The organism is Bacillus sp. VA15, from assembly GCF_055721145.1.
In genome coordinates this window covers 145,353-170,714 of sequence record NZ_JBVQPQ010000003.1, presented here as the reverse complement: position 1 = coordinate 170,714, position 25,362 = coordinate 145,353, and the positions used below count along the sequence as shown (strand labels likewise).

At 45.2% G+C, this 25,362-nt stretch carries 27 protein-coding genes and 1 riboswitch; of the genes, 18 read left to right on the top strand and 9 right to left on the bottom strand.

The window, feature by feature from the left end; translation table 11 throughout:
- Nucleotides 1–4 precede the first annotated feature (4 nt).
- Nucleotides 5–1,729, top strand: a complete 1,725-nt coding sequence (locus tag AC0DBE_RS10685) for a pyruvate oxidase (RefSeq protein ID WP_472962074.1) — start codon at nt 5–7, stop codon at nt 1,727–1,729.
- 300 nt (nt 1,730–2,029) lie between these two features.
- Here the strand turns inward: AC0DBE_RS10685 and AC0DBE_RS10680 are convergent, their stop codons facing one another.
- The 4 genes from AC0DBE_RS10680 to AC0DBE_RS10665 form a co-directional block, all read right to left on the bottom strand.
- On the bottom strand, nt 2,030–2,296 hold the full coding sequence (locus AC0DBE_RS10680) for a hypothetical protein (RefSeq protein ID WP_041521127.1): 267 nt from the start codon (nt 2,294–2,296) through the stop codon (nt 2,030–2,032).
- Nucleotides 2,297–2,398: 102 nt separating this feature from the next.
- Nucleotides 2,399–3,676 carry an Nramp family divalent metal transporter gene (locus AC0DBE_RS10675; protein ID WP_087987686.1) on the bottom strand — a complete coding sequence of 426 codons (1,278 nt, stop codon included), beginning with the start codon at nt 3,674–3,676 and terminating at the stop codon, nt 2,399–2,401.
- Between the two features lie 228 nt (nt 3,677–3,904).
- Complete coding sequence (locus tag AC0DBE_RS10670; RefSeq protein ID WP_014112708.1) at nt 3,905–4,162, bottom strand: GlsB/YeaQ/YmgE family stress response membrane protein; 258 nt, start codon at nt 4,160–4,162, stop codon at nt 3,905–3,907.
- Nucleotides 4,163–4,239: 77 nt separating this feature from the next.
- A complete protein-coding gene (locus tag AC0DBE_RS10665; protein WP_461719652.1) occupies nt 4,240–4,692 on the bottom strand; it encodes a DUF2188 domain-containing protein in 453 nt (150 codons plus the stop codon).
- A 117-nt stretch (nt 4,693–4,809) separates the two neighbouring features.
- Between AC0DBE_RS10665 and AC0DBE_RS10660 the strand changes: the two genes are divergently transcribed.
- The 4 genes from AC0DBE_RS10660 (at nt 4,810) to AC0DBE_RS10645 (ending at nt 6,958) form a co-directional block, all read left to right on the top strand.
- The gene (locus AC0DBE_RS10660) at nt 4,810–5,628 is read left to right on the top strand and encodes an EcsC family protein (RefSeq protein WP_014112710.1); all 819 of its coding nucleotides are present in this window, start codon (nt 4,810–4,812) and stop codon (nt 5,626–5,628) included.
- Nucleotides 5,629–5,756: 128 nt separating this feature from the next.
- Nucleotides 5,757–6,128, top strand: coding sequence for a glucose starvation-inducible protein GsiB (gene gsiB / locus AC0DBE_RS10655; protein WP_014112711.1), 372 nt, complete (start codon nt 5,757–5,759; stop codon nt 6,126–6,128).
- A gap of 135 nt (nt 6,129–6,263) precedes the next feature.
- A complete protein-coding gene (locus AC0DBE_RS10650; protein WP_014112712.1) occupies nt 6,264–6,590 on the top strand; it encodes a cupin domain-containing protein in 327 nt (108 codons plus the stop codon).
- An 8-nt stretch (nt 6,591–6,598) separates the two neighbouring features.
- A complete protein-coding gene (locus AC0DBE_RS10645; protein WP_014112713.1) occupies nt 6,599–6,958 on the top strand; it encodes a YdbC family protein in 360 nt (119 codons plus the stop codon).
- A gap of 36 nt (nt 6,959–6,994) precedes the next feature.
- Here the strand turns inward: AC0DBE_RS10645 and AC0DBE_RS10640 are convergent, their stop codons facing one another.
- Both AC0DBE_RS10640 and dctB read right to left on the bottom strand, forming a co-directional pair.
- Nucleotides 6,995–7,816, bottom strand: a complete 822-nt coding sequence (locus AC0DBE_RS10640; protein ID WP_014112714.1) for a manganese catalase — start codon at nt 7,814–7,816, stop codon at nt 6,995–6,997.
- An 85-nt stretch (nt 7,817–7,901) separates the two neighbouring features.
- The gene (gene dctB, locus AC0DBE_RS10635; protein WP_472962069.1) at nt 7,902–8,954 is read right to left on the bottom strand and encodes a C4-dicarboxylate TRAP transporter substrate-binding protein DctB; all 1,053 of its coding nucleotides are present in this window, start codon (nt 8,952–8,954) and stop codon (nt 7,902–7,904) included.
- 69 nt (nt 8,955–9,023) lie between these two features.
- Here dctB and dctS point away from each other — a divergent pair, with 69 nt between their 5' ends.
- The 9 genes from dctS to AC0DBE_RS10590 all read left to right on the top strand — a co-directional run bounded on the left by dctS (nt 9,024) and on the right by AC0DBE_RS10590 (nt 18,863).
- Nucleotides 9,024–10,631: a two-component system sensor histidine kinase DctS gene (gene dctS, locus AC0DBE_RS10630; protein ID WP_326199793.1), complete on the top strand. Its 1,608-nt coding sequence runs from the start codon at nt 9,024–9,026 to the stop codon at nt 10,629–10,631.
- Nucleotides 10,621–11,301: a two-component system response regulator DctR gene (dctR, locus tag AC0DBE_RS10625; RefSeq protein ID WP_326199791.1), complete on the top strand. Its 681-nt coding sequence runs from the start codon at nt 10,621–10,623 to the stop codon at nt 11,299–11,301. Before dctS ends, dctR begins: the two co-directional genes overlap by 11 nt.
- A 120-nt stretch (nt 11,302–11,421) precedes the next feature.
- Nucleotides 11,422–12,687 (top strand): C4-dicarboxylate transporter DctP, encoded by a 1,266-nt coding sequence (gene dctP, locus AC0DBE_RS10620; RefSeq protein ID WP_003225140.1) that lies wholly within the window; start codon nt 11,422–11,424, stop codon nt 12,685–12,687.
- Between the two features lie 149 nt (nt 12,688–12,836).
- The gene (locus AC0DBE_RS10615; protein ID WP_061186238.1) at nt 12,837–13,889 is read left to right on the top strand and encodes an AI-2E family transporter; all 1,053 of its coding nucleotides are present in this window, start codon (nt 12,837–12,839) and stop codon (nt 13,887–13,889) included.
- 48 nt (nt 13,890–13,937) lie between these two features.
- A riboswitch (cyclic di-AMP (ydaO/yuaA leader) is annotated at nt 13,938–14,068 on the top strand.
- A gap of 73 nt (nt 14,069–14,141) precedes the next feature.
- A complete protein-coding gene (locus AC0DBE_RS10610) occupies nt 14,142–15,380 on the top strand; it encodes a dicarboxylate/amino acid:cation symporter (protein ID WP_014112719.1) in 1,239 nt (412 codons plus the stop codon).
- A 91-nt stretch (nt 15,381–15,471) separates the two neighbouring features.
- Nucleotides 15,472–16,398, top strand: a complete 927-nt coding sequence (locus AC0DBE_RS10605) for an ABC transporter ATP-binding protein (protein WP_061186239.1) — start codon at nt 15,472–15,474, stop codon at nt 16,396–16,398.
- On the top strand, nt 16,391–17,158 hold the full coding sequence (locus AC0DBE_RS10600; RefSeq protein ID WP_014112721.1) for an ABC transporter permease: 768 nt from the start codon (nt 16,391–16,393) through the stop codon (nt 17,156–17,158). Before AC0DBE_RS10605 ends, AC0DBE_RS10600 begins: the two co-directional genes overlap by 8 nt.
- A gap of 94 nt (nt 17,159–17,252) precedes the next feature.
- Nucleotides 17,253–17,588, top strand: a complete 336-nt coding sequence (locus AC0DBE_RS10595; RefSeq protein ID WP_003225151.1) for a hypothetical protein — start codon at nt 17,253–17,255, stop codon at nt 17,586–17,588.
- A 129-nt stretch (nt 17,589–17,717) separates the two neighbouring features.
- Complete coding sequence (locus AC0DBE_RS10590; protein WP_079288466.1) at nt 17,718–18,863, top strand: acyl-CoA dehydrogenase family protein; 1,146 nt, start codon at nt 17,718–17,720, stop codon at nt 18,861–18,863.
- Between the two features lie 24 nt (nt 18,864–18,887).
- On the opposite strand, the gene fbpB is transcribed toward AC0DBE_RS10590, so the two are convergent.
- Together fbpB and AC0DBE_RS10580 are read right to left on the bottom strand one after the other, a co-directional pair.
- On the bottom strand, nt 18,888–19,067 hold the full coding sequence (gene fbpB / locus AC0DBE_RS10585; RefSeq protein ID WP_072565771.1) for a Fur-regulated basic protein FbpB: 180 nt from the start codon (nt 19,065–19,067) through the stop codon (nt 18,888–18,890).
- Entirely contained in the window at nt 19,021–19,185 is a 165-nt protein-coding gene (locus AC0DBE_RS10580; protein WP_003225157.1) for a Fur-regulated basic protein FbpA, read from the bottom strand. Before AC0DBE_RS10580 ends, fbpB begins: the two co-directional genes overlap by 47 nt.
- Before the next feature lie 245 nt (nt 19,186–19,430).
- On the opposite strand from AC0DBE_RS10580, the gene AC0DBE_RS10575 reads away from it, so the two are divergent.
- The gene (locus tag AC0DBE_RS10575; RefSeq protein ID WP_079288464.1) at nt 19,431–20,303 is read left to right on the top strand and encodes a cation diffusion facilitator family transporter; all 873 of its coding nucleotides are present in this window, start codon (nt 19,431–19,433) and stop codon (nt 20,301–20,303) included.
- Between the two features lie 14 nt (nt 20,304–20,317).
- Here the strand turns inward: AC0DBE_RS10575 and AC0DBE_RS10570 are convergent, their stop codons facing one another.
- The gene (locus tag AC0DBE_RS10570; RefSeq protein WP_003225161.1) at nt 20,318–20,638 is read right to left on the bottom strand and encodes a thioredoxin family protein; all 321 of its coding nucleotides are present in this window, start codon (nt 20,636–20,638) and stop codon (nt 20,318–20,320) included.
- Between the two features lie 153 nt (nt 20,639–20,791).
- Here AC0DBE_RS10570 and AC0DBE_RS10565 point away from each other — a divergent pair, with 153 nt between their 5' ends.
- The 3 genes from AC0DBE_RS10565 to cshA all read left to right on the top strand — a co-directional run bounded on the left by AC0DBE_RS10565 (nt 20,792) and on the right by cshA (nt 25,210).
- The gene (locus tag AC0DBE_RS10565; protein WP_061186244.1) at nt 20,792–21,877 is read left to right on the top strand and encodes a D-alanine--D-alanine ligase; all 1,086 of its coding nucleotides are present in this window, start codon (nt 20,792–20,794) and stop codon (nt 21,875–21,877) included.
- Nucleotides 21,878–21,951: 74 nt separating this feature from the next.
- A complete protein-coding gene (locus AC0DBE_RS10560) occupies nt 21,952–23,325 on the top strand; it encodes a UDP-N-acetylmuramoyl-tripeptide--D-alanyl-D-alanine ligase (RefSeq protein ID WP_472962062.1) in 1,374 nt (457 codons plus the stop codon).
- 400 nt (nt 23,326–23,725) lie between these two features.
- Nucleotides 23,726–25,210 (top strand): degradosome RNA helicase CshA, encoded by a 1,485-nt coding sequence (cshA, locus tag AC0DBE_RS10555; RefSeq protein ID WP_014112727.1) that lies wholly within the window; start codon nt 23,726–23,728, stop codon nt 25,208–25,210.
- Nucleotides 25,211–25,362 lie beyond the last annotated feature (152 nt).

The window sequence follows — 25,362 nt, the reverse complement described above, 5'->3', positions numbered from 1 at the left end:
CGGCATGGCACACAAAACTGCAGGACAAGCAATGACAGAACTGCTTGAACAATGGGGAGTTGATCATGTTTACGGCATCCCTGGAGACAGTATAAATGAGTTTATCGAGGAATTAAGACATGAAAGAAATCAATTGAAATTCATTCAAACCCGCCATGAAGAGGTAGCAGCGCTGGCGGCCGCGGCTGAGGCAAAACTCACCGGCAAGATCGGCGTCTGCCTGTCAATCGCAGGGCCGGGTGCAGTGCACTTATTAAACGGTTTATATGATGCAAAAGCGGACGGCGCCCCTGTGCTGGCAATTGCAGGACAGGTTTCATCAGGCGAAGTCGGACGGGATTATTTTCAGGAGATCAAGCTTGAGCAAATGTTTGAAGACGTGGCTGTGTTCAATAGAGAGGTACATAGTGCGGAATCACTGCCGGATCTCTTGAATCAGGCGATCCGCACCGCCTACAGCAAAAAAGGCGTTGCGGTATTAAGCGTGTCTGATGATTTGTTTGCGGAGAAAATCAAACATGAGCCCGTGTACACCTCACCAGTGTATATTGAAGGGAACATTGAACCGAAAAAAGAACAGCTTGTCACTTGCGCGCAATATATAAATAACGCCAAGAAGCCGATTATCTTGGCGGGGCAGGGAATGAAAAAGGCGAAACGGGAGCTTCAGGAGTTTGCGGACAAAGCTGCAGCCCCGATCGTTGTCACGCTCCCGGCAAAAGGCGTCGTCCCCGATAAGCACCCGCATTTTCTCGGCAACCTCGGGCAGATCGGCACAAAGCCGGCCTACGAGGCAATGGAGGAATGTGATTTATTAATTATGCTCGGGACTTCATTCCCGTACCGCGATTATTTGCCTGATGACACGCCGGCGATCCAGCTCGATTCAGACCCGGCGAAAATCGGAAAACGCTATCCGGTGACAGCGGGACTTGTCTGTGATTCGACTCTCGGCCTGCGTGAGTTAACGGAGTATATTGAACGGAAGGAAGACAGAAGATTCCTGAATGCCTGCACGGAACATATGCAGCATTGGTGGAACGAAATCGAAAAAGATGAGACCGAGGCGGAAACACCGCTCAAACCCCAGCAGGTCGTGGCACGTCTTCAGGAAGCGGCAGCCGATGATGCGGTGCTCTCTGTAGATGTCGGCACTGTGACAGTCTGGATGGCGCGGCATTTCAAAATGAACGCGAACCAGGATTTCATCGTTTCCAGCTGGCTTGCGACAATGGGCTGCGGCCTGCCGGGAGCAATCGCAGCAAGCTTGTCCGAACCGGAGCGCCAGGCGATCGCCGTCTGTGGTGACGGGGGCTTTTCCATGGTCATGCAGGATCTCCCGACCGCCGTCAAATACAAGCTCCCAATCACCGTCGTCATTTTAAACAATGAAAACCTCGGTATGATCGAGTACGAGCAGCAGGTCAAAGGCAATATCGACTATGTCACAAAGCTTCAAAATGTCGACTATGCCGCATTTGCAGAAAGCTGCGGAGCAAAGGGCATCAAGGTGACCAAAGCGGAAGAGCTTGCACCCGCTTTCCACGAGGCGTTACATGCTGACCAACCGGTCGTTGTGGATGTCATGATTGGAAACGAACCGCCGCTGCCTGGCAAAATCACCTACGGGCAGGCAAAAGGCTTCAGCAAATACATGCTGAAAAACTTCTTCGAAAACCAAAAATTTGAAATGCCGTCACTGAAGAAAAGTTTAAAGCGGTTATTCTAAAAAAAACAGGGGTCTTTTGAGGCCCTTGTTTTTATGCATTGGAAACAAATGTATTTTTAGTTATCATAACATTACATTGCAAATAAAGGAGGAAAGTATGTTTGAATCCATAAAATTAGTGGTGTACTTATTAGGATCAGCAGGAATGATTTATGCAGCCTGTCATGATTTTCGCCATGCTCAAAACGGACAAAAGGACAAATGCATCTTCTTTCAAAGCAAAAAGATCAGCGCATTTGTCCTTTTATGTTTCGTATGTTTATTCTTTTCAAATCTTGCAGAGTTCTCTTCTTTATAAGTTTATTTCTCTTTTTTCTTAAGCCCGAAAAAGAAAGGAAAAGCAGAACCAACCAAAAAGGTGCCGAATAAAAACATTCCGCCGATAAACACGTGGAAATTCGTGTGTCCGGCCGTAAACGCGGTGATCAAGGAAATGATACTGAGCACGATCATGGCAATGCCAGGCGCGACTCTCATTTTTCCTTTGGATTTATAGGCAACAACAGAACATAAAATTCCGATTACAATAGGAACAATCCACAAATAAAACAGAATAAATACTGACATCATCAAAACTCCGATTTTTTCTTCTATCATAACAAATTTCTGTCAAAAAGGGTATCAATGAGCTTTTGCGAAAAATCAAAACCGGCTTAGCAGCCGGTTTTTTTAACGAAACGTATCAACAATTAAAAATATATTCAAAGCAACGATCAATACAGCAATCAGCCAAGAAACCACTGTGACCCATTTGGCGTTGATCAGTGACCCCATAATCCGTTTATTGCTTGTAAACATAATAAGCGGGATTAAGGCAAAGGCGATGCCGAAGGACAGCACGACCTGGCTCAGTACGAGAGCGGTCGTCGGATTGACGCCTGATGCGATGATCAAGATCGGCGGAATAATCGTGATAAACCGCCGTACATACAGCGGGATGCGATAGTTGATAAATCCCTGCATGATCACGTCGCCTGAAAGTGTGCCGACTGACGAACTGGATAGTCCGGCAACGAGCAGCCCGATTCCGAATAAAGCCGCTGACACAGGGCTGACAAGATGTCCGAATTGTTGATATGCCACATCGAGATCCTCGACAAACAGGCCGTTTTTGAAGAATAATGCAGCAGCCACAATCAGCATACTTGCATTAATAGCTCCTGCAATCAGCATCGCTATTAAAATATCAATAAATTCAAATCTGAAGATTTTTTTCCGTTCAGTATCAGTTTTGCCAACCACCCGCCGCTGTGTAAGGGCAGAGTGTAAATAAATGGCGTGCGGCATAACGGTTGCGCCGAGAATACCCGCTGCAAGAAGCACACTGTCAGTGCCATGAAACGCCGGGACAAAAAGGCCCTTCATCACTGACGCGGCATCAGGCTTTGCGAAAAAGGTCTGCAACGCAAAGGCGATCACCACTACAAATAGCATACCGGCAATGCCGGCTTCAAGTGAGCGATAACCGCGGCGCTGAAGCTCCAATATCGCGAAAGAACCGATCGCCGCTATAATAGACGCTTCAAGCATCGGGATGCCAAACAGCAAATACAGTCCCAGAGCCGCCCCGATAAATTCCGCCAGATCAGTTGCGATAATGACCAGCTCGCCCTGAATCCATAATCCAATGGAGACGGGTTTTGGAAATTCTTCGCGGGCAACCTCAGGCAGATTTTTGCCTGTGGCAATACCGAGTTTGGCGGATAGTGATTGGATTAAAAGCGCCATGATATTCGAAAATAAAATCACCCATAGCAACATGTATCCGTATTTAGAACCCGCTGATATATTCGTTGCGAAGTTGCCGGGATCAATATAGGCGATGGCTGCTATAAATGCTGGGCCCAGAAAAGGAAGCAGCCCTCTGAATCCTTTGATTTTCCCGTCAAGCGCATCTTGGACTGCTTTGGAACGGGGAGATTGTGCTGTGATGTCCTTGTTCATCATGTCTCACCTGAATTCTGATTGTTTTTGCCGAACAACAAAGAGTTTCCTTAAGGCAAATTATTTTATCTACATCATATGACCATCCCGGTTTCTTGTCAACCGAAAATGTTCAAAGTACTTTCATAAATTTTTCCCTGTTATGTAACATGATATGTAGGGATTCGGATTAGGTCCCATATAAAAAGGCATCGTTTCAGTTCGAAACGATGCCTCCTGTATGAAATGAGTCTAGGCTTCCTTACGCAGCCCGCGGAATACGAGGCCCAGCAAGAACACGAAGATGGCCGCCCCGATGATGGCTGGGAAAATAGCAAAGCCAGCGAGGCTCGGTCCCCAAGTGCCAAGGAGTCCGTGTCCGATCCAAGCACCGATCAGCCCGGCAATCATAGAACCGAAAATTCCTCCCGGCATCCGGTTTCCTACGATGGCGCTTCCGATTAATCCGATTACGATCGCAACAACTAATGAAACCAAAAAGCTAATCATTATACTCACCTCTCATAAATGATTTATCAATCAATAACCGCTTATGCCAAACCTGAAACACCGAAAAGCATATCGCTTTATGATTCTGCTTTAATTTTTCTCTGCACGCTGCCGTCAGCCAAATGAACAATCACCTCAGTGCCTTTATGTGCTGCAATTTCCTTTGCCCGTTCAATCGCATCTTTCTTTGTATCTTTGATCTCAGAGACACGTTTGGCACCCTCGGCTTTGACCGCCCAGCCGTTTTTATGCTTGATGACATGCTCAGCTTTATCCATAAGCTCTGGGCCGTTGTCACTGCTTGAATCTTCATCGCGTTCTGTCTCATCATCATGCTTGAGGAAATCATCAATTTCTTCTTTAGAGGCGTTTTCCGCCCATTCCTTTGCTTTGCTTGTCGCAATCGGAATCGCGCGTCCGTCCTCATAGCCCTCATCAATCATCGCATTCGCAATTTCAATTGCTTTTTTCTGTACCGGCTTCTCAAGATTTCTTAATGAAGCGGGATAATCCTTCATCGACCAAGGCATGTCCATCACTCCTTTTCCTTTTATAAAAATGGTACCCGCAGGTGAAAAATAAAAACGTTTTCGAGAAAATGAAGGTATACTATATAGTAGAAAAAACGGAAGGGAAGTGCGAGTTGGGTGACACCTGAACTTAAAGAAGACTTACATCAGCAATTAAAAGAAATAGAAAAATGGGAAAAAGATCAGCAAAAAGTCTGGTTTTGGGAAAAGCTCAGCCGTCTCCCGTTTCAGCTACTGGACAAGCTGACGCCGGAATTCATTCAGAAAAAGATCGGCAAGCTTTTGGATGAGGTCGGCAGCTTTGTTCAAACAGGAGGACAGTATCTGACATCGGAAAAACAGATTATCAAAACGTTTCAAAAGAAGCTGCCGGAGCAAACCTTTGAGTCTTTGGAGGACGTCCGAAAAGCGCCTCTGCCTGTCATGGATGAAATTGCGGAAGGAATGGGCAAAAACAGAATCAACACGGCAACCGTACAAGGCGCGACAACGGGTGTGGGCGGTGTGTTTACGCTGGCGGCAGACATTCCGGCCGTGCTTGGTCTGTCGTTAAAAACGCTGCAGGATATCGCTGTTGCTTACGGCTATGACCCAAAGGAGAAAAAAGAGCGTGTCTTCATCGTAAAATGTTTGCAGCTGACATCGGCTGATGTTGTCGGCAAAAAATCGATTTTGCAAGAATTAAAAGACTATGATCAAGATCGTACATATAAGAATGTCGCTTCTCAAATCCAAGGCTGGCGTGAAGTCGTATTAGGATATCGCGACACGTTTGGCTGGAAAAAGCTTTTTCAACTAGTGCCGGTCGCGGGAATGGTCTTTGGCGCGGCAGCCAATCGCTCAACATTAAACGACATTACCGAAACGGGCATGATGCTGTATAAAAAGAGGCGCATTCTTGAGCGGCTGAAAGAAACAGAACAAGAGATGGAATAGAAGAAAGCAGACGGACAACGCGCTCCGCCTGCTTTTTTTAGTGGAAACACACCCAATGTGCTTTGTTTGTTTAAAAGAATTGATAGCGGGAAAACAACAACCAACACCAATTAAAGGAGGAATTCAAAATGGCAGACGATAACAAAATGAGCAGAGAAGAAGCAGGTAGAAAAGGCGGAGAAACAACAAGCAAAAACCATGATAAAGAATTCTATCAAGAGATTGGCAAAAAAGGCGGAGAAGCCACTAGCGAAAACCATGACAAAGAATTCTATCAAGAAATCGGCGAAAAAGGCGGAGAAGCCACTAGCCAAAACCATGACAAAGAGTTCTACCAAGAAATCGGCGAAAAAGGCGGAGAAGCCACTAGCGAAAATCATGACAAAGAATTCTATCAAGAAATCGGCCGTAAAGGCGGAGAGGCAACAAGCAAAAATCACGATAAAGAATTCTATCAAGAAATTGGCTCAAAAGGCGGAAACGCCCGCAACAACGACTAATCAAAAGCATAAAGGCAGACAACCTGTAGATAAAAAGCGATCCGGCACATCAGCTGGATCGCTTTTTTATTTTAGGAATTTTCTCAATTTATGCCGGTATTACGATACAATAAGTGAAAAAAGGGGTTTTCGCTAATGTCCGAGATGCAAAATTTGCTCGCCATCGCCAATGAAGTCAAAGAAAAATACGCCAATTTTCCAATCTCAGAGGTCAACGACCACTGTGTGCGCCTCGCTGTGTTTACAGGAGAATATGACTGGCACCATCACCCTGACTCAGATGAATTATTCATTGTTCTTGAAGGTGAACTGCTGATCGATTTTAAGGACAAAGAAACCGCGGTACTCAAAGCAAATGACAGCCTGCTGATCCCAAAAGGAACGATTCACCGCACGCGCTCTTACGTCAGAACGGTGAATCTCTGTGTCGAGCATACACAAGCGAAAACAGTCATCATATAGGAATTGCCATGCTAATCAAAAGGATTGTATGTGAAGTAGACGCTGCAAACACTGAAGCATTTTCAAAAGCGCAGTCACAGTGGGGAGCATTATCACATGTAAGTGGCTTCATCAAACAGGCCGGCGGCTGGCGGAAAACAGCAGATGGACTGTTCACCGCAGAAATCATCAGCGTTTGGGAGAACAGAGCTGCCTATGATCATTTTATGGAGAACGAACATGACAGCATATACGAGGAAAATGAACAGAAGGCAATGATTCTTTCGATAGAAGTGAAGCTGTACGAAGAGGGTGAACCGTTCATTCACGATCTGTTACATAACTCTGACATCCGGCACGAACCAGACTGGACGGTTCTGAAGGCATAATGAAAGCCCAAAACATCATGTTTTGGGCTTGTGTCTTTACTCGCGTCCCGGAAGCGTATCATGAACAAAAGGCGGTGCTGGTTTTAATTCCGGTTTTTCTCCAAAAGCTTTAGCTTCTTTCACATATTCAAAGGCTTCTCCATCCGGCGCTTTTTCGTTCAGCCAGGTTTGCTCGGCGCTTTCCTCGCCTTCAGAGAAATTGATAAGCTGATGCGAGAACTCTTGTTTTTCAAGTGCTTTCGGGAAGGTCCCCGGCACAATCGGGCCTTCTTGTGCTTCTAATTCTTTAATAGCGGCGAGCCATTGGTTTTGGTGCATCGTGTCACGCGCCAGCAGGAAGCTGAGCATATCTTTAACGCCTTTGTCATCCGTCATTTCAAACAGGCGTGCAACCTGCAGACGGCCTTGTGATTCCGCATTCAGATTGGCGCGGAAGTCTGCCAGCAGGTTTCCGCTTGCTACGATATAGCCGCCGCTCCAAGGTACGCCTGTACTGCTTTCCGGCATGGCGCCAAGTCCTGATACAATTGCATGGTGAGGGTTCATGCCGCCCAGGATGGAGCCGATGACCGGATCTTCAGCGGCTTTTTCCTGCTGATCAAGCGGGGCATCCTCAAGAAGTCTGGCAATCATCGTAGCGATCATTTCAACATGCCCGAGTTCCTCAGTTGCCGTATCCATCAGCAAATCCTTGTATTTTTCATTTCCTCTTGTATTCCAGCCTTGAAATAAGTATTGCATGGCAACAGAAATTTCTCCGAATTGCCCGCCTAAAATTTCTTGCATTTTTTTAGCGAATAATGGATCTGGACGATCTGGTTTAGCAGGATGCTGCAGCTTTTTCGTATGCTTAAACATGTTTCCATCTCCTTTTTTCGTTTATCTCTATTTATATTTCCGATCAATTGAAAGATAAACGAAAAACAGCGTATCGAGATGGGGATTACGAATCCTCTCGCAGCTCTAAAAGCTCCTGTATCAGCTTCCGGCCGAAGATGGGCTCGTACTGCCGGTAAACAGGATCAAGGCGCTTCATCCATTCTTTTTTCTCTTTATCTGACAGCTCGTAGATTTTAATAGATGAATGTTTTTGGATTTCTTCCAGCTGCTCCTTGTTCATTTCTTCGGCATACGTTTCGTTCCACTCCGTCGTTTCCTTCATCGCTTCAGTCAAAATGCGCCTTGTTTCCGGTGTTTGCGCGTTCCAGAAATGCTCATCAGTCATGACAGCGTAGCCGAGATAACCGTGGCTGCTTATTGTCAAATAGTCCTGAACATTATAAAATTTTTTAGAATAGATGTTTGAGATTGTATTTTCTTCGCCATCGACTACATTGTTTTCTAACAGCTGAAAGGTAGAATTGAAGGATTCCTGATGAGGTGTTGCGCCAAGCAGCTTGAACTGATCCTCTATCACATCGCTTTGCATAATGCGGAGATCTTGTCCTTTTAAATCATCCGGGCCTTTGACCGGTCCTTGATTTGTCGTGATTTGCTTAAAGCCGTTTGTCCAATAGGCGAGTCCTTTTAATTGATTTTTCTTTAGAGAATCAAACAGCTGTGTGCCGATGCTGCCGTTCAGCCCTTTTTTGACAGCATCGTAATCTGTAAATGCATACGGAAGATCCAGCACGCCCCATTCAGGCGAGAGCATGCCGAGCTTCGATGTGGAGGGGGCGATAAATTGAACGTCGCCGTTTTGCAATGCTTCAATTTCTTCGATGTCCGAATACAGGCTACCATTCGGGAACACTTCAATTTTAATTTTCCCGCCTGATTTTTCGTTCACCAGCTCGGCGAATTTATTGGCGGCCAGCCCTTTCGGCGTATTTTCGGCAACCACATGGCTGAATTTAAACACGATTTGATCCTGTAAGCCTTCCTGGTCGTCATCATAAACAATCTCTTCACTGCCGGTATGATCATGGAATCCGATAAATAAAGCGGTTGCAATTCCGGCGATCATCAGTGCGAGACATGCAAGCAAACTCTTCATGAAAACCCCTCCCCTTCATTAAGGATAGTGGGGACAATGCCATTCGTAAAGACCTGAAAGGAGAAGCTGATGAACAAAAAGAAGCTCTCAATCCGTTGGAAAATCACGATTTTATCCTATATACTCGTCATTTTCTCCTTTTTGATCGGCGGCATTGTGCTCATTGGCAATATCCAGCATACAGAGGAGCGGGAGCTGAAAAAACGTTTGATGAATACGGCCCGGACGGTGTCAGAGATGACAGAAGTGAAAGAGGCCTTGGCGAGAAACAAACAAACAGAAGCGGTTCGCCATGCGGTTGAAGAAATCAGGATGATTAATGAAGCAGACTATATTGTCGTCATGGATATGAATCACATCCGCTATACGCATCCTGTCAGCACAAGCATCGGCAAGAAATCTAAGGGTGCAGACGAAGAGGCGGCGTTTGCGGAGCACATTTATTTCTCAGAAGCAAAGGGTGAGATCGGCACGGCGGTCCGGGCTTTTTATCCGGTGAAGGATCATGATCTGAACCAGATTGGCGTGGTGCTTGTCGGGAAAACACTGCCGGGGATCGCAGACATCCTGCTTCATTTAAAGCGAGATATTACATTCATCGTTGTGCTGACACTAGGCTTCGGCCTTGCAGGGTCCTTTCTGCTGGCGCGCCATATCAAAAAACAAATGTTTCAGCTTGAGCCACATGAGATTGTCCGAATGTATGAAGAACGGACAGCGACGTTTCACTCAATGAATGAAGGCGTAATTGCCATTGACAATCGGCTCATCATTACAATTTTCAATGAAAAAGCGAAACAGATCTTTGAGGTGCAGGGGAATTTGGTCGGGAAGGTGATTTGGGACGTTCTCAAGGATTCGCGCCTGCCCGAAATCGTGGAGCGGAACAAAGCGGTTTATAATGAAGAAATTCGCGTCAGCGGAAAGGTCATCATGAGCAGCAGAATTCCGATTGTCATGAAGAAAAAAGTCATCGGCGCCGTCGCTATTTTTCAGGACAGAACGGAAGCCGCCAAGATGGCAGAGGAATTGACGGGCGTCAAAAACTTTGTGGAGGCGCTCCGCGTTCAAAACCATGAGCATATGAATAAGCTGCATACAATCGCCGGCCTCATCCAGCTGGGGAAATCTGAAAAAGCCTTGCAGCTTGCATTCCAGGCATCAACTGAGCAGGAAAATGTGACTGAATTTCTGCACCGCTCGATTCAAAATGACGCCGCGGCGGGCCTTCTATTAAGTAAAATCAGAAGAGGAAGGGAGCTCGGCATTGCTGTTCATATTGATGAAAACAGCAGCCTTCAGCAATTTCCCGAGCATGTTGACCAGCATGATATCGTCGTGCTTTTGGGGAATCTGATTGAAAATGCCTTCGGCTCATTTGAAACCGTTCAATCTGATGACAAGCGAATTGACATTAGTATCGAACAAACGGATGATATCCTTGCTATTTTAATAGAAGATAACGGCTGCGGGATTGAACCGACACACATGCCGCACCTTTACGACAAAGGATTTACGGTCAATAAAACAGGCGGCACAGGCTATGGCCTGTATTTAGTAAAACAAATCACAGACAAAGGATCGGGCACGATAGAAGTTGATTCACACGCGGGACAGGGAACATCTTTTTCTATCGTTTTTCCAATGAAGGGGGAGGAAGCACAGCATGGCTCGTAAGGAATGGAAGGTTCTGCTCATTGAAGACGATCCGATGGTTCAAGAGGTAAACAAGGATTTCATCACAACTGTCAAGGGCTTTACTGTCTGTGCAACAGCGGGAAACGGAGAAGAAGGCATTAAGCTGATTAAAGAAAAACAGCCCGACCTCGTCATTCTCGATGTGTACATGCCGAAAAAAGACGGAATCAAAACCTTGCAGGAGATCAGAAAGCAAAAACTTGAAGTGGATGTCATCGTCGTCTCCGCTGCAAAAGACAAAGAAACGATCTCTCTTATGCTGCAAAATGGAGCGGCTGACTATATCTTAAAACCGTTTAAGCTTGAGCGAATGAGACAGGCACTTGAAAAGTACAAGCAATATAAACAAAAAATAGAAGCGAGCGATACGCTGTCCCAGGAACAGCTCGATGCGATCCTGAATATTCCGCAGCAGGCCGTACAGGATCTGCCGAAAGGGCTGAATCATTTTACGATGAATGAAGTTACTGCTTTTTTGAAACAGCAAAGTGCATCTCTTTCTGCGGAAGAGGTCGCCAAGGCGCTCGGCATCGCCAGAGTGACAGCTAGACGATACCTTGATTATCTTGAAAAAACCGGAACCATTAAATTGGACGTTCAATACGGCGGAGTCGGCAGGCCCGTCAACCGCTACGTGTTTAAAGGATAAACCTGAGACCAAAAAGACCAAAATGTCCGTTATGATCATAAACTTCCCCAGACTGTATGAAAACGCTATCATTCTAGTAAGAAAGACACAAAGGTGAATAGGACAGGGGGAATGCAGGATATGAAACTGTTTAAAAATTTAACAGTTCAGGTCATAACTGCGGTCATCATTGGGGTCATTGTCGGACTGGTCTGGCCGGATGTCGGCAAAGAAATGAAACCGCTTGGCGATACATTTATCAACGCTGTTAAAATGGTGATCGCCCCAATCATTTTCTTCACAATCGTTCTCGGGATTGCAAAAATGGGCGACATGAAGAAGGTTGGAAAAGTAGGGGGAAAAGCGTTTATTTATTTCGAGGTTGTCACTACCCTCGCACTCATTATCGGTTTATTTGTCGTCAATATCATGAAGCCGGGCGCGGGTCTTGATTACAGCAAGCTTGAAAAGGGAGATGTATCACAATACACGCAAAATGGCGGTCAGGGAATCGACTGGATTGAATTTATCACACACATTGTTCCGTCCAACATGGTTGATGCCTTCGCAAAAGGGGACATTTTGCAGGTCTTATTCTTTTCTATTCTTTTCGGAGTCGGTCTTGCAGCATTAGGTGAAAAGGGGAAAAGCGTGATTGATTTCTTCGACAAGATTTCTCACGTCTTTTTCAAAATCATCGGCTACATCATGCGTGCCGCGCCAATCGGGGCATTCGGGGCGATGGCGTATACGATCGGGCACTTCGGTCTCGATTCTATCAAGCCTCTGGCAAGCTTAATGATGTCTGTTTATATTACGATGTTCCTGTTCGTGTTTGTTGCTTTAAATCTCATCTGCAAGCTTTACGGATTCAGCCTGTGGAATTACCTGCGCTTCATTAAAGATGAGCTTCTGATCGTGCTTGGCACAAGCTCTTCAGAATCGGTGCTTCCGCGAATGATGGATAAAATGGAGCGCTACGGCTGTTCGAAATCGGTTGTCGGGCTTGTTATTCCGACGGGCTATTCATTTAACCTTGACGGCACATCCATTTATTTATCAATGGCGACGGTTTTTCTGGCACAGGTGTTTGGAGTAGACCTCAGCATCGGCCAGCAAATTACAATTATCCTCGTTCTGATGCTGACATCGAAGGGAGCAGCCGGTGTGACGGGAAGCGGATTTATCGTCCTTGCCTCAACACTGTCAGCGCTTCAGGTCATTCCGCTGGAGGGTCTTGCACTCCTGCTTGGGGTCGATCGTTTTATGAGTGAAGGAAGAGCGATTGTGAACCTGATCGGAAACGGAATCGCCACGATTATTGTTGCAAAAAGCGAAAATGAATTCGATGAAGCAAAAAGCATAGAGGCTGTAGAAGGCATGAAAAAAATGAAAACAGCAGTCTGAAAAAAAGAACGGCCCATTCATGGGGCCGTTTTTTTAATTGTTTAAGAATAATTAAGGTGAGGACAGAGACCTCAGCATTTTTTTGTTATATAATTTACAAATGGATACTATATTGAATGAAGGACGTTTGTCCTAACAGGAGTGTATAAATGGCCGCTTTAGTTAAATTTTTTCAGCACCCGGGAGTAAGGCGTTTTTCCGTCTTTGTCGTGTTAACTGGTGTGTTATACCTATTTAAGAGCATGATCAACTTAATATTGCTGACTTTCATTTTCACATTTCTTATGGATCGTTTGGAGCTTGTCGTACGGCAGTTTTTAAGCCAGTTCTTCCGTGTGAGCCAGCGGGTGGTCATTACGTTTCTTTACATGTTGCTGGCTGTGCTGCTTACAGTCGGGGGGTTTGTATTTTATCCTGTCGTCGCGGCGCAGATTCAGCAGCTGGTAAAGCAGATTAAACATATTGCGTATCACCCGGACACCATCCCTTTCTTCGATGAGATCACCAGTGTTTTCGGAGATATTAATGTCAGTTCATATGTCAAAGAGGGTTTCAATGTGGTGTATACGTATCTGGCCGATATCAGCACATTCGGCTTGCAGATCGTAATGGCGCTCATTCTCAGCATGTTTTTCTTATTTGAGAAAAAACGGCTTTCTGAATTCATGGCGAAATTTAAAACGAGCAAACTGGCGGTCTTTTATGAGGAAATTGCTTTTTTCGGAAGCAAATTTGCAAGAACGTTCGGCAAGGTGCTTGAGGCTCAATTCATCATTGCGCTCGTCAACTGTATTCTGACGTTTATCGCGCTTTGGATTATGCATTTCCCGCAGCTGTTTGGGCTTTCTATTATGGTGTTTTTCCTTGGATTGATCCCTGTAGCAGGCGTCGTCATTTCTCTGATCCCGCTCAGTATTATCGCTTACAGCACTGGCGGCGGAATGTATGTGCTCTACATTGTGCTTGTCATATTCGCCATACATGCGATCGAAACGTATTTCTTAAATCCGAAGCTGATGTCTGCGAAAACGGAGCTGCCGATCTTTTTCACCTTCACAGTACTCATTTTCTCTGAGCACTTTTTCGGTATTTGGGGTCTAATTATCGGGATTCCGATCTTTGTGTTTCTCCTAGATATTCTTGATGTCACCAACAAGGAAGAAGGACCCAAAAGATTCCAAGAGAAAAGTAACAAAAAATAGTTTACAAAATTGGATCTTTTCTGTATAAATAAACTAAATCATACAATAGTAAGCCACACGCTTAATCCTTTTATAAGGAGTGGGGGACCCAATCTTTTGGGGTTAATTTTTCATCTGAAAAACGGACATCTCTTCGTCCGAACCCGTCAGCTAACCTCATCAGCGTGAAGAGAGAGTCCTGTGGTTTGAAGTTACAGCCAAAGCCCACGGGAGTCTCTCGCGGGCTTTTTTTCAAAAAAGGGAGGAATGCGGATGAAACTGGCTACAAAGATAATCATTGCATTGGTGCTAGGTGCGGTGACGGGGATTATTCTTAACGTAACATCACCTGAATTATTTGAAAATTTAAATAAGTTTGTATTCGGGCCGCTGGGCACCATCTTTTTAAACCTCATTAAAATGCTTGTCGTTCCGATTGTCTTTTTCTCATTGACACTCGGAGTAGCCGGGCTGGGCGATCCTAAGAAGCTTGGCAGAATCGGTGTAAAGGCGATTTCTTATTTTCTCGTCACGACAGCAGTGGCGATTACCATTGCCATCATTTTAGCTCTTGTCATCAAACCGGGAGAGTTTGGAACGTATGATACATCGTCTGCCGAATTCACTGCTGAAAAAGCGCCAAGTATTGCGGACACCCTGTTAAACATTATTCCGACCAACCCTGTGCAAGCGATGACGGAAGGAAATATGCTGCAAATTATCGCTTTTGCTATTTTTGTAGGGCTTGGGATTACAATGCTAGGAAAAAAAGCGGATATGCTTCTCAAAGTTGTTGAACAAGGAAATGAATTGATGATGTACCTGGTGAATCTTGTAATGAAGTTCGCTCCGTATGGTACATTCGGTCTGATTGCGACAGCTATCGGAAGCCAAGGGTTCAGCGCAATGAAAGCGATGGGCTTGTACATGATTGTGGTAACCCTTGCATTACTGATACATGCAGTCGTTACCTACGGATCTACGGTTGCGCTTATAGCCAGAAGAAATCCGATTACGTTCTTTAAAAATTTCTCAGAGGTTATGGTCGTTGCATTCAGTACTTCCAGCAGCAATGCGACCCTGCCGGTATCCATGGATGTGGCCCAGAAAAAATTAAAAGTGCCTGAGCCGATCAGCAGCTTCGTCCAGCCGCTCGGTGCTACAATTAATATGGACGGAACAGCCATCATGCAAGGGGTAGCCACTGTCTTCATTGCGCAGGTATTCGGGCATGATCTGACATTCACTCAGCTGCTGATGGTGATACTGACGGCAGTGTTAGCAAGTGTCGGTACCGCGGGTGTTCCTGGAGTCGGCTTGATTATGCTCGCCATGGTGCTTCAATCTGTCGGCCTGCCTGTCGAGGGAATCGGATTAATTCTTGGAATTGACCGTCTGCTTGATATGCTCCGTACAGTGGTGAACACAACAGGAGACGCGGCCTGCGCCGTCATTATTACAGAAACAGAAAAGAACAAACAGCCTGAGCAAACGCCGACTCTATCGGTTTAACCAAACATTTGGAAGCAACAAATGCTATAATACAAACAGTGCCTAATTTTTGGGCACTGTTTATTTTTTGTCGAAAAAGGAGGAAGGCTTTATGGCTGAGCCGATTTTACATATTGAAGGCCTCGATAAAAAGATTGGGTCTAAACAGATTTTAAAACAGATCAGCATGGACGTCATGGAGGGCGAAATCATCGGCCTGCTCGGTCCTAATGGTTCCGGAAAAACAACACTCATCCGTATCATCGTCGGGTTATTAAAACAAAACAGCGGAAGTGTGACAATCAGCGGATTTCAGCATGATACAGAGTTTGAAAAAGCGATGGAAGCGGTTGGAGCGATCGTCGAAAATCCTGAGTTCTATCCGTACCTGACAGGATGGGAAAACCTCAAGCACTTTGCGAATATGCACAAAAAAATAACGGATGAACGGCTTGATGAAGTAGTGGAACGTGTAGGGCTGACATCAGCGATTCATGATAAGGTGAAAACCTATTCCCTTGGCATGCGCCAGCGTCTTGGTATTGCACAAGCGATTCTTCACCGGCCGAAGCTTCTTATTTTAGATGAACCGACAAACGGTCTTGATCCCGCCGGCATGAAGGATTTTCGCGATCATATTAAGGAGCTCGCAGAAAAGGAAGGAACAGCAGTCCTGTTCGCCACTCACTTATTGCGTGAGGTTGAAGATCTGTGTGACCGTGTCATCATCATTCAAAAAGGCGAGATCAAAGCGGAAGTCAGCTTACATGGAACAGATCAAAAAACAGAAAAAGCGATCATTGAAGTGCAGCCGGAAGAAAAAGCGCTCAATTGGCTGGCAGGCAATCAATATCAAGCAGAGCGGCAAGACGGGGCGATTGTTGTTGAGGTAGCAAAAGAAAACATTCCGGAGCTGAATCGTTCACTTGTCGGACAAGACCTGAATGTCTTTTCCATTACGCCTTATACGCAATCACTTGAAGATGAATTCATAAAAGCGACAACTGTTCATCAAGAGGAGGGAGAAGAGCTTGTCTAAATTAATTTGGAATGAACATATGAAACTTTTTAATCGGAAGGTCACGTTGGTATCTCTTATCCTGATGGCGGTCTTTCAATTTTTCATGGCCTTGATCATTAAACGGATTGTCATCAGTGCCGGAACGGATGAAAACTTCATCGGCTATTTATCGTATACACCGAGTCTGAACATCCTGCTGCAGGCTTTAACGATCGTGATTGCAGCGACAATTGTTTCGATGGAATTTGATAAAAAGACGATCAAATTTTTGCTCATCCGTCCTGTTAAACGCCAAAAGGTTTTTTGGTCAAAATTAATCACAGTCGTAATGGTCAGCTTTTATTTGTATCTGGCATACTACATTTTGGCATTATTATTCGGTCTCGTCTTTTTCGGCACATCCGTGAGCGCGGAATCAAAGACATTGCTGATCAACACCTTAGCGCTGATCGGCTCAAACTGGCTTGAAGCCGTAATGATGGGATTATTCGGGCTGCTTTGTTCTTCACTGTTCCGCAACAGCGCGGTAGCAGTTGTCGTTTCTTTTGTCGTTTTATACGGAGCGAGTACACTTGTCCAGCTCATGAAGCTCTTTGAAAACAAATGGGGCAGCTTTTTGCTTTTTGCCAATACTGACTTTACGCAATACAGAAGCGGAGCAACAGCGTTGTTTTCCGGCATGACACCATTATTTTCAGCAGGGATTATCATCATACATGCCATATTCTTCATCGCCGTTGGCTGGTGGTGCTTCTGTAAACGGGATGTCCGGGTGTAAAGGCAAGGAATGACATTTTTGTGAAAAAGCTCACGTAAATCAATATCATTTGATATTTTGGTTTATACTAAAGGTACTGACGGAGGTGTCTCGATTGAGGAACTTTATTACCGCTTTACCGATTGTATTGCTGCTTGGATTCTCATTTGTGTCATTCATGTTTCAGTTTGAACATCTTGTTTATTTCAGACTCGCGCTTGGGTTGTTCTCTCTCGTGGGGCTGTACATGATATATAAAATGAAGACGGGCATCCGTTATTTTATCATCTATCTGTATGCCAGCTGGATTGTGCTTGCGGCAGTGACTGCTTTTGAAGAGCCAATTTTCTCGAGCTTTTTCTTTGGCGGCCTGGTGATGACAATGGGTTACCTGACATATATGCTGATTTATCTCGGCATGAAACAAGACCGGGATGCAAATCCTGTGTAAGCGCGCTGTTCCCTTGGGGGAACGGCGTGTTTTTCTATACCGGACAAAAGGTTAACAGTTGCGGAATAATGGCAGGAAATCTATAATACATATTAAATTTATCGGAATTAAAACTTGGGGGGCTGCCGGATGTCATTATTTATACAAAACGATCAACAGCGGCAATGGATGGAGAAAATCGGACGGATTGCGGATGAATTTCAGCAAACAGCAGCTGAAGATGACGAACAAGGACGTTTTCCTTTAGAAAAAATACAAAAACTGCGTGATGCTGGGTATACGGCATTAACATTGCCGGCATCTCATGGAGGAGGAGGCATTTCTGTTTACGATATGCTCCTGTTTCAAGAACGGCTGGCACGGGGAGATGCTCCTGCAGCACTGAGCATCGGCTGGCATTTGAGCGTAATTGGAGAGCTTGGAGAAGGCAATAGCTGGGATAAAGACGTGTTTGCGTATATTGCAAAGGAAGTTCAAAACGGAGCCGTCATCAACAGGGCGGCGACAGAAGCGAAAACCGGAAGCCCGACAAGAGGAGGGCGTCCCGGTACAAACGCCGTCAAAAAGGATGGCAAATGGGCAGTAAACGGAAGAAAAACCTTTACGACGATGTCACAAGCACTGGATTATTTTTTAGTGACGGCATGGATTGAGGAAAAACAAACAACAGGCGTGTTTCTCGTTCATAAAGATGATCCCGGTTTGTCGATTGAAGAAACGTGGGATATGATCGCGATGCGGGCGACTGGAAGCCATGACCTTGTACTGAATGAGGTAACGCTTGATGAGGAGAAACTGGTGGAATGGCTTCAAGGACCTCGGGGAGCTAAGCCGAATGGCTGGCTGCTTCACATCCCGGCGATTTATCTTGGCATTGCTCAAGCGGCGCGAGACTATGCGGTGCAATTTGCATCTGAGTATTCTCCAAACAGTTTGAAGGGACCGATCAAGAATGTTCCGGCCGTACAGCAAAGAACAGGCGAAATGGAGCTTGAACTGCTCAATGCCAGACATTTTCTTTTCCATATCGCTCAATTATATGACGATCCGGAGCGCCGCCCTCACTTGAGAAGCGAGCTCGGTGCGGCGAAACATATCGTCACAAATGCTGCGCTGTCTATCGTCGATAAAGCGATGAGAATTGTCGGAGCCAAAAGCCTTGAACGAACCAACCCGCTTCAGCGCTATTACCGTGATGTGCGCGCCGGTCTCCATAACCCGCCGATGGATGACGCGGTGATCCAAAAGCTGGCTACGGAAGCGTTTGAGTCATGAAAAAAAGAGCCATCCCGGCTCTTTTTATGTATTGTTTTGCTCTTGCAGATTTTTTTGATGCTTGCGGTCGATCCTGTCATAAATGACGTTCATCAGCTTTGGATTGCCCATAATCGCCTCTTTGTTTTCCTGGATCAGCTGTTGGTAAGTTTTTACTTTACGCTTCGGCATGCTCCGGTGCCCTCCTGACATGTTTGTATTCACTTTCTAACTCCGTTAGCGACAATTCATACAAATGACGCTTTGACTTTTTGTATATACCATTCTGTATTAACAGATGAATGAGCTGTTTTTTTCTGATTTCTGCAGACTGAGGTGTCATTATGTCACCAACCTCCAATCAAACGATATTGATAATCATTATCAATTAACCCCAGTATACAATGTCCACAATAGCCTGTAAAGGTGAAAACAGTCCTATTCTTTCGCAAATTGGCAAACATTCAACAGATCGACAAAAAGTTTCCCGGGCAATAATTTGCTGTCGAAATGTCCCTCTTATGAATGTTGCCGCTCTATTTTTTATGTTTTGAACCATACTATGTAATAGAATGGAGGCTGGTATTCATGGAGCGGACAGAAAATCTAAAAAAAGGAGAAAAAGGAGCGCTCCTCAATATTTTGGCATATGTCATCCTTGCTGTTGTGAAGCTTGTAATCGGGATTTTATATCATTCCGAAGCGCTGAGAGCAGACGGATTAAATAATGGAACAGATATTGTTGCGTCAGTAGCTGTGCTGATTGGATTGCGTATTTCCCAAAGGCCGGCTGACAGCGATCATCCATATGGCCATTATCGGGCTGAAACGATTTCGTCTCTTGTTGCGTCTTTTATTATGATGGTTGTCGGCATTGAGGTGTTAATCGGCGGAGGAAGAGCGATTGCGGGCGGAACAACGGAAACGCCAAGCCTTATCGCTGCATGGACGGCGTTAGGCAGTGCTGTGTTTATGTATGGCATCTATTTATATAACAAAAGGCTGGCAGCGTCCATTAAAAGCTCTGCCCTGATGGCAGCGGCAAAGGACAGCAGGTCAGACGCTTTTGTAAGTGTCGGAGCATTTATCGGTGTGATGTCATCCCAGCTGCAGCTGCCGTGGATCGATCCGGTAACGGCTTTTATCATCGGTATCATCATCTGCAAGACGGCATGGGACATCTTTAAAGACGCTTCACATTCTTTAACAGACGGTTTTCATTTAAAAGATCTTGAGCCTTACAAACAGACCGTCGGCAGGATCGAGAATGTACATCGACTAAAAGATGTGAAAGCGAGGTATCTAGGAAGCACAGTTCATATCGAAATGGTCATTACGGTTGATCCGAAGCTTACAGTAGAAGAAGGCCATGGAGTGGCGGATGAAGTAGAAGACAAAATAAAACATGAACACGATGTGACTCATGTTCATGTTCATGTAGAGCCTGACGACATAAAATAAGGCTGTTTAACGAATTAGCTTATATGTTCAGATAAAAATTCAGTCACTTCTTCAGGCGTTTTGGCATTGGCGCTGTGAAGGTGAGCTGTTTTTTCACCGTTTTTGAAGATAAGTAAGCTAGGAATACCCATTACTTGGTATTTTTCAGCCAGTTCAGGAAGCTCGTCCTTATTCAGCTCATACCAATCGTTTTGATTGTACTCTTCCAAAATATCGCCGATGAACATATTCATGCGCGTGCAGTCTGGGCACCAATCAGCATAAAACTTTACGATAATTTCTTTATCAGATTGAATCAGTTCGTTAAATTGTTCGTTTGTCGTGATTTTTTTCATATGTCACATCTCCTTTTCAATGCCATTTTAATATAAAATAAAAAGGAATTACATACAAATGCATTCAACATCAGCATGCCCAAAAATAATTAGATCATTTTCTTGTGAAAGTGATAAGATAGTAAAGATGAATTGTAGTGGGGGGAGTATCCATTGAAAACAAGTCTAGGATTAGTGTACGGAGGAAAGTCGGCAGAACATAATGTTTCCCTGCAGACAGCTCTGGCTGTAATCAAAGCGCTAAATACTGAGAAGTTTGATATACATCCGATTTATATAACAGAAAAAGGCGAATGGGTAAAAGGCGCCCGTTTAACTGAGCCTGTTTCAAACGTGAAAATGCTTCAATTTGAGCAAGGAGGCAGTGCGTTTTCTCCAGCTGCCCTAAACCAGGAGATGTTTCCGCAGGAAGCGTCACAGCAAAATGAAGCCATCGACGTCGTATTCCCGCTCCTCCACGGACCGAACGGAGAAGACGGTACGATCCAAGGAATGCTCGAACTGTTGAATATTCCTTATGTCGGCAACGGTGTGCTTGCTTCCTCAGCTGGCATGGATAAAGTTGTCATGAAACATTTATTCGCGCAAGCCGGCCTTGCTCAGGCTAAATACGCTGCTTTCCTTAAGAAAGACTGGACTCGTTCTCCGGAAGAAAGCTGTGAGCAGGTCGAACAGGAATTAGGCTATCCTTGCTTCGTAAAACCGGCGAACCTTGGCTCAAGTGTCGGAATCAGCAAATGCCGAAACCGTGAAGAACTGCAAAAAGCGTTTGAGCTTGCTTTCCAATATGATCGCAAAGTTGTCGTTGAAGAAGGAATTAACGGCCGCGAGATCGAGATCGGTGTTCTTGGAAATGACGATCCTAAATGCTCTGTTGTGGGAGAAATCGCACCGAAGACAGATTTCTACGATTACAAAGCGAAATATGAGGATGGAGATACTGATCTGATGATTCCGGCAATTGTGACCGATGAGGAATACGCAACAATCAGTGATATGGCGATCAAGGCGTTTAAAGCGATCGATGGTTCAGGACTCGTCAGAGCGGACTTTTTCCTGACAGCTGACGGCGAAGTTCTGATCAATGAAGTCAACACAATGCCTGGCTTTACACCTTTCAGCATGTTTCCGCTCCTCTGGAAAGAGGCTGGAGTGGAATACGCTGACCTGATTGAACAGCTTGTGGAGCTTGCAAAAGAACGCCATGCTGAAAAACAATTGATTAAGCATACATTTTAATAATAAACATGGACACTGCCGGTCAGAGGGCAGTGTCTTTTCCCGTATATACAAAAGAAAGAGAGGGACCTCACTTGATTAAACGAACAGTAAAGAACATTGCGGAGATGGTCAAAGGCACACTGACAAATCCGCAATATGAACAAACGGTCATTCATGGAGTGGCAACTGATACAAGAAAACTGGAACAACAGCAGCTTTTCATCCCGCTGAAAGGGGAACATTTCAACGGCCACACTTTTGTGCCGCAGGCTTTTGAAGCAGGTGTAGCGGCCGTTCTTTGGGATCGGTCAGAACCAAACCCGCCCGAGAATCAAGCCGTGATCTTAGTGGACGACACCCTTTCCGCTCTTCAGCGGCTTGCAAAAGCTTATTTGCAGGAGCTTGGCACCCGTGTCATCGGGGTAACTGGAAGCAATGGCAAAACGACAACGAAAGATATGATTCACGCCGTCCTGGGAACCCGATACCGTGTCCACAAAACAGGAGGAAACTTCAATAATCACATCGGTCTGCCGCTGACGGTTTTAGCCATGCCTGAAGATACGGAGATCGCTGTATTGGAGATGGGAATGAGCGCCAAAGGAGAAATTGATCTTCTGTCCCGCCTGGCAAACCCGGATGCTGCAGTCATTACGAATATCGGCGAATCCCACATGCAAGACCTTGGCTCAAGAGAAGGTATCGCGGAGGCGAAGCTTGAAATCATTAATGGGCTAAAAGAAGACGGGGTGCTGATTTATATCGGAGACGAACCGCTCCTTCAAAATGCATACAGCTGCCAGACGAAAACGTACGGTACGGGAGCGCATAATGATTATCAGCTTCAGGATGTCAGCCAGAGCGAGGAAGGAACCAATTTTACGATCAAAGGGATGGAAAAAACGTTTTTTATTCCGATACTTGGCAAGCATAATGTCATGAACGCCATGGCTGCGATTGCTGCTGGGGTTTATTTCGGCATCACGCCTGAGGATGCGGCAAAAGGACTGAGCGGTCTAAAGGTAACTGGCATGAGACTTGAACTCATCAAAACAGACAGCGGCATTTCGATAATCAATGACGCTTATAATGCGAGTCCGACTTCCATGAAGGCTGCGATTCAATTGACAGAAAGTCTTGAAGGCTACGGGAAAAAAATGCTCGTGCTCGGCGATATGCTTGAACTCGGCGATCTTGAAGAAACGTTTCATAAAGAGTGCGGCGCTGTGATCAGCCCTGAGAAAATTGACCGCGTCTTTACGTACGGAAAACTGGGAGCTTTTATCGCGGAAGGCGCACTGAAACACTTTGAGAAAGAACGCGTCAGCCATTACACTGAGAAAAAAGATCTCCTCCAAGCTGTGAAGGAAAACGCGTCAAAAGGAGATTTAATTTTATTCAAAGCGTCCAGAGGTATGAAGCTTGAAGAAATCGTTAAAGATTTAATAGAGAGCCCGCTTTCGTAAAAAAATCTTGCGGAAAAACCGCATATTGCATCATAAAATAACATGATGTGCAAACACTAATGTATGCCGGACGGAAATTATGTATATCTGGCCGGCTGCGGCTATGATACAATATATATAGGTTATTTCGCGATACGAACATATTCGCCCGGACTTTTCATCCGCTGACCCGAAGTTCTCCGCCGGATACAGGGGAGCGGATGGAGAAGCAGCCGGCATATTCGAGAAGCCGATCTGCTTCTCATCTTATTGAAAAACAACTAGTGTAATGGTAAGATAAAACTTAAAGTAATTCGGGCTTTGTATACGGATGGATCCTGTCCTTTTTGTCTAAAGGGCAGTTTTATAAGTGGTAAATCACGACATTACTGAAACAGCAATTAGAAGGAGTTTGAATAATTTGACTATAACGTTTCAAGATTTTAATTTAAGTTCTGATCTCATGAAAGCAATTAATCGTATGGGATTTGAAGAAGCAACACCGATTCAGGCACAAACGATACCGCTCGGACTTTCAAATAAAGACGTCATTGGACAAGCGCAAACAGGTACAGGTAAAACAGCTGCGTTTGGTATACCCCTTGTTGAAAAAATTAACCCCGAGTCTCCTAATATTCAAGCAATCGTAATCGCGCCAACCCGTGAATTAGCCATTCAAGTATCTGAAGAATTATATAAAATCGGACAAGATAAACGTGCGAAGGTTCTTCCTATTTACGGCGGACAGGATATTGGACGGCAAATCCGGGCGTTAAAGAAGAATCCGAATATTATTGTCGGAACACCTGGACGTCTTCTTGACCACATCAACCGCCGCACAATTCGTTTAAACAATGTAAACACTGTTGTAATGGATGAAGCGGATGAAATGCTGAACATGGGATTCATTGACGACATTGAATCTATTCTTTCAAACGTGCCGAGCGAGCATCAGACACTTCTGTTCTCTGCTACAATGCCAGCGCCGATCAAACGCATTGCAGAGCGTTTTATGACTGAGCCGGAACACGTAAAAGTAAAAGCAAAAGAAATGACGGTTTCTAACATTCAGCAGTTCTATTTGGAAGTGCAAGAACGCAAAAAATTCGATACACTGACTCGCCTTCTTGACATTCAGTCTCCTGAGCTTGCGATCGTATTCGGACGTACAAAACGCCGTGTCGATGAGCTGGCTGAAGCCCTGAACCTTCGCGGATATGCGGCTGAAGGAATTCACGGTGACTTAACGCAGGCAAAACGTATGGTTGCGCTTCGTAAATTTAAAGAAGGTGCAATCGAAGTTCTTGTTGCAACTGATGTTGCCGCTCGCGGACTTGATATCTCAGGCGTCACACACGTGTACAACTTCGACGTGCCTCAAGATCCTGAAAGCTATGTTCACCGTATCGGAAGAACTGGCCGTGCAGGAAAAACAGGTATGGCGATGACGTTTATTACACCGCGTGAGAAAAGCATGCTTCGCGCAATTGAACAAACAACAAAACGCAAAATGGACCGCATGAAGGAGCCTACACTTGATGAAGCGTTAGAAGGCCAGCAGCAGGTTACTGTTGAACGTCTTCGCACGGCAATCAGTGAAAACAACCTAAACTTCTACATGACAGCGGCAGCTGAGCTGCTTGAAGATCATGATGCAGTAACAGTGGTTGCGGCTGCTATCAAAATGTCTACAAAAGAGCCGGACAACACACCAGTTCGCTTAACAGACGAAGCGCCGATGGTCAGCAAACGCTACAAGAACCAGCGCACTTCTAAACGCAGAGACGGACAAGGCGGCGGCTACCGCGGCGGAAAAGGGAAAAACAACAACCGTTCTTCCTATGACAAAAAGCGTTCAAACGATCGCCGTTCTTCAGGTGACAGACGCCAGAAAAAATCTTACTAATTCTATCGATTGAAAGCCCAAAACATGACGTTTTGGGCTTTTTTATGTTCGCGATTGGCTATTCAGCAAACTTTCAGCTGACGGATGCCATTTTTCTCTGTATGCTTAAGAATGAAACCTTTCTGTATAAGAGACGTATAAGTAACGACGAA

Coding starts and splice junctions, on each gene's coding strand:
- AC0DBE_RS10685 (WP_472962074.1), top strand. CDS start 5: ATGGCACACAAAACTGCAGGACAAGCAATGACAGAACTGCTTGAACAA.
- AC0DBE_RS10680 (WP_041521127.1), bottom strand. CDS start 2,296: ATGTCAGTATTTATTCTGTTTTATTTGTGGATTGTTCCTATTGTAATC.
- AC0DBE_RS10675 (WP_087987686.1), bottom strand. CDS start 3,676: ATGATGAACAAGGACATCACAGCACAATCTCCCCGTTCCAAAGCAGTC.
- AC0DBE_RS10670 (WP_014112708.1), bottom strand. CDS start 4,162: ATGATTAGCTTTTTGGTTTCATTAGTTGTTGCGATCGTAATCGGATTA.
- AC0DBE_RS10665 (WP_461719652.1), bottom strand. CDS start 4,692: ATGCCTTGGTCGATGAAGGATTATCCCGCTTCATTAAGAAATCTTGAG.
- gsiB (WP_014112711.1), top strand. CDS start 5,757: ATGGCAGACGATAACAAAATGAGCAGAGAAGAAGCAGGTAGAAAAGGC.
- AC0DBE_RS10650 (WP_014112712.1), top strand. CDS start 6,264: ATGTCCGAGATGCAAAATTTGCTCGCCATCGCCAATGAAGTCAAAGAA.
- AC0DBE_RS10645 (WP_014112713.1), top strand. CDS start 6,599: ATGCTAATCAAAAGGATTGTATGTGAAGTAGACGCTGCAAACACTGAA.
- AC0DBE_RS10640 (WP_014112714.1), bottom strand. CDS start 7,816: ATGTTTAAGCATACGAAAAAGCTGCAGCATCCTGCTAAACCAGATCGT.
- dctB (WP_472962069.1), bottom strand. CDS start 8,954: ATGAAGAGTTTGCTTGCATGTCTCGCACTGATGATCGCCGGAATTGCA.
- dctS (WP_326199793.1), top strand. CDS start 9,024: ATGAACAAAAAGAAGCTCTCAATCCGTTGGAAAATCACGATTTTATCC.
- dctR (WP_326199791.1), top strand. CDS start 10,621: ATGGCTCGTAAGGAATGGAAGGTTCTGCTCATTGAAGACGATCCGATG.
- dctP (WP_003225140.1), top strand. CDS start 11,422: ATGAAACTGTTTAAAAATTTAACAGTTCAGGTCATAACTGCGGTCATC.
- AC0DBE_RS10615 (WP_061186238.1), top strand. CDS start 12,837: ATGGCCGCTTTAGTTAAATTTTTTCAGCACCCGGGAGTAAGGCGTTTT.
- AC0DBE_RS10610 (WP_014112719.1), top strand. CDS start 14,142: ATGAAACTGGCTACAAAGATAATCATTGCATTGGTGCTAGGTGCGGTG.
- AC0DBE_RS10605 (WP_061186239.1), top strand. CDS start 15,472: ATGGCTGAGCCGATTTTACATATTGAAGGCCTCGATAAAAAGATTGGG.
- AC0DBE_RS10590 (WP_079288466.1), top strand. CDS start 17,718: ATGTCATTATTTATACAAAACGATCAACAGCGGCAATGGATGGAGAAA.
- AC0DBE_RS10580 (WP_003225157.1), bottom strand. CDS start 19,185: ATGACACCTCAGTCTGCAGAAATCAGAAAAAAACAGCTCATTCATCTG.
- AC0DBE_RS10575 (WP_079288464.1), top strand. CDS start 19,431: ATGGAGCGGACAGAAAATCTAAAAAAAGGAGAAAAAGGAGCGCTCCTC.
- AC0DBE_RS10570 (WP_003225161.1), bottom strand. CDS start 20,638: ATGAAAAAAATCACGACAAACGAACAATTTAACGAACTGATTCAATCT.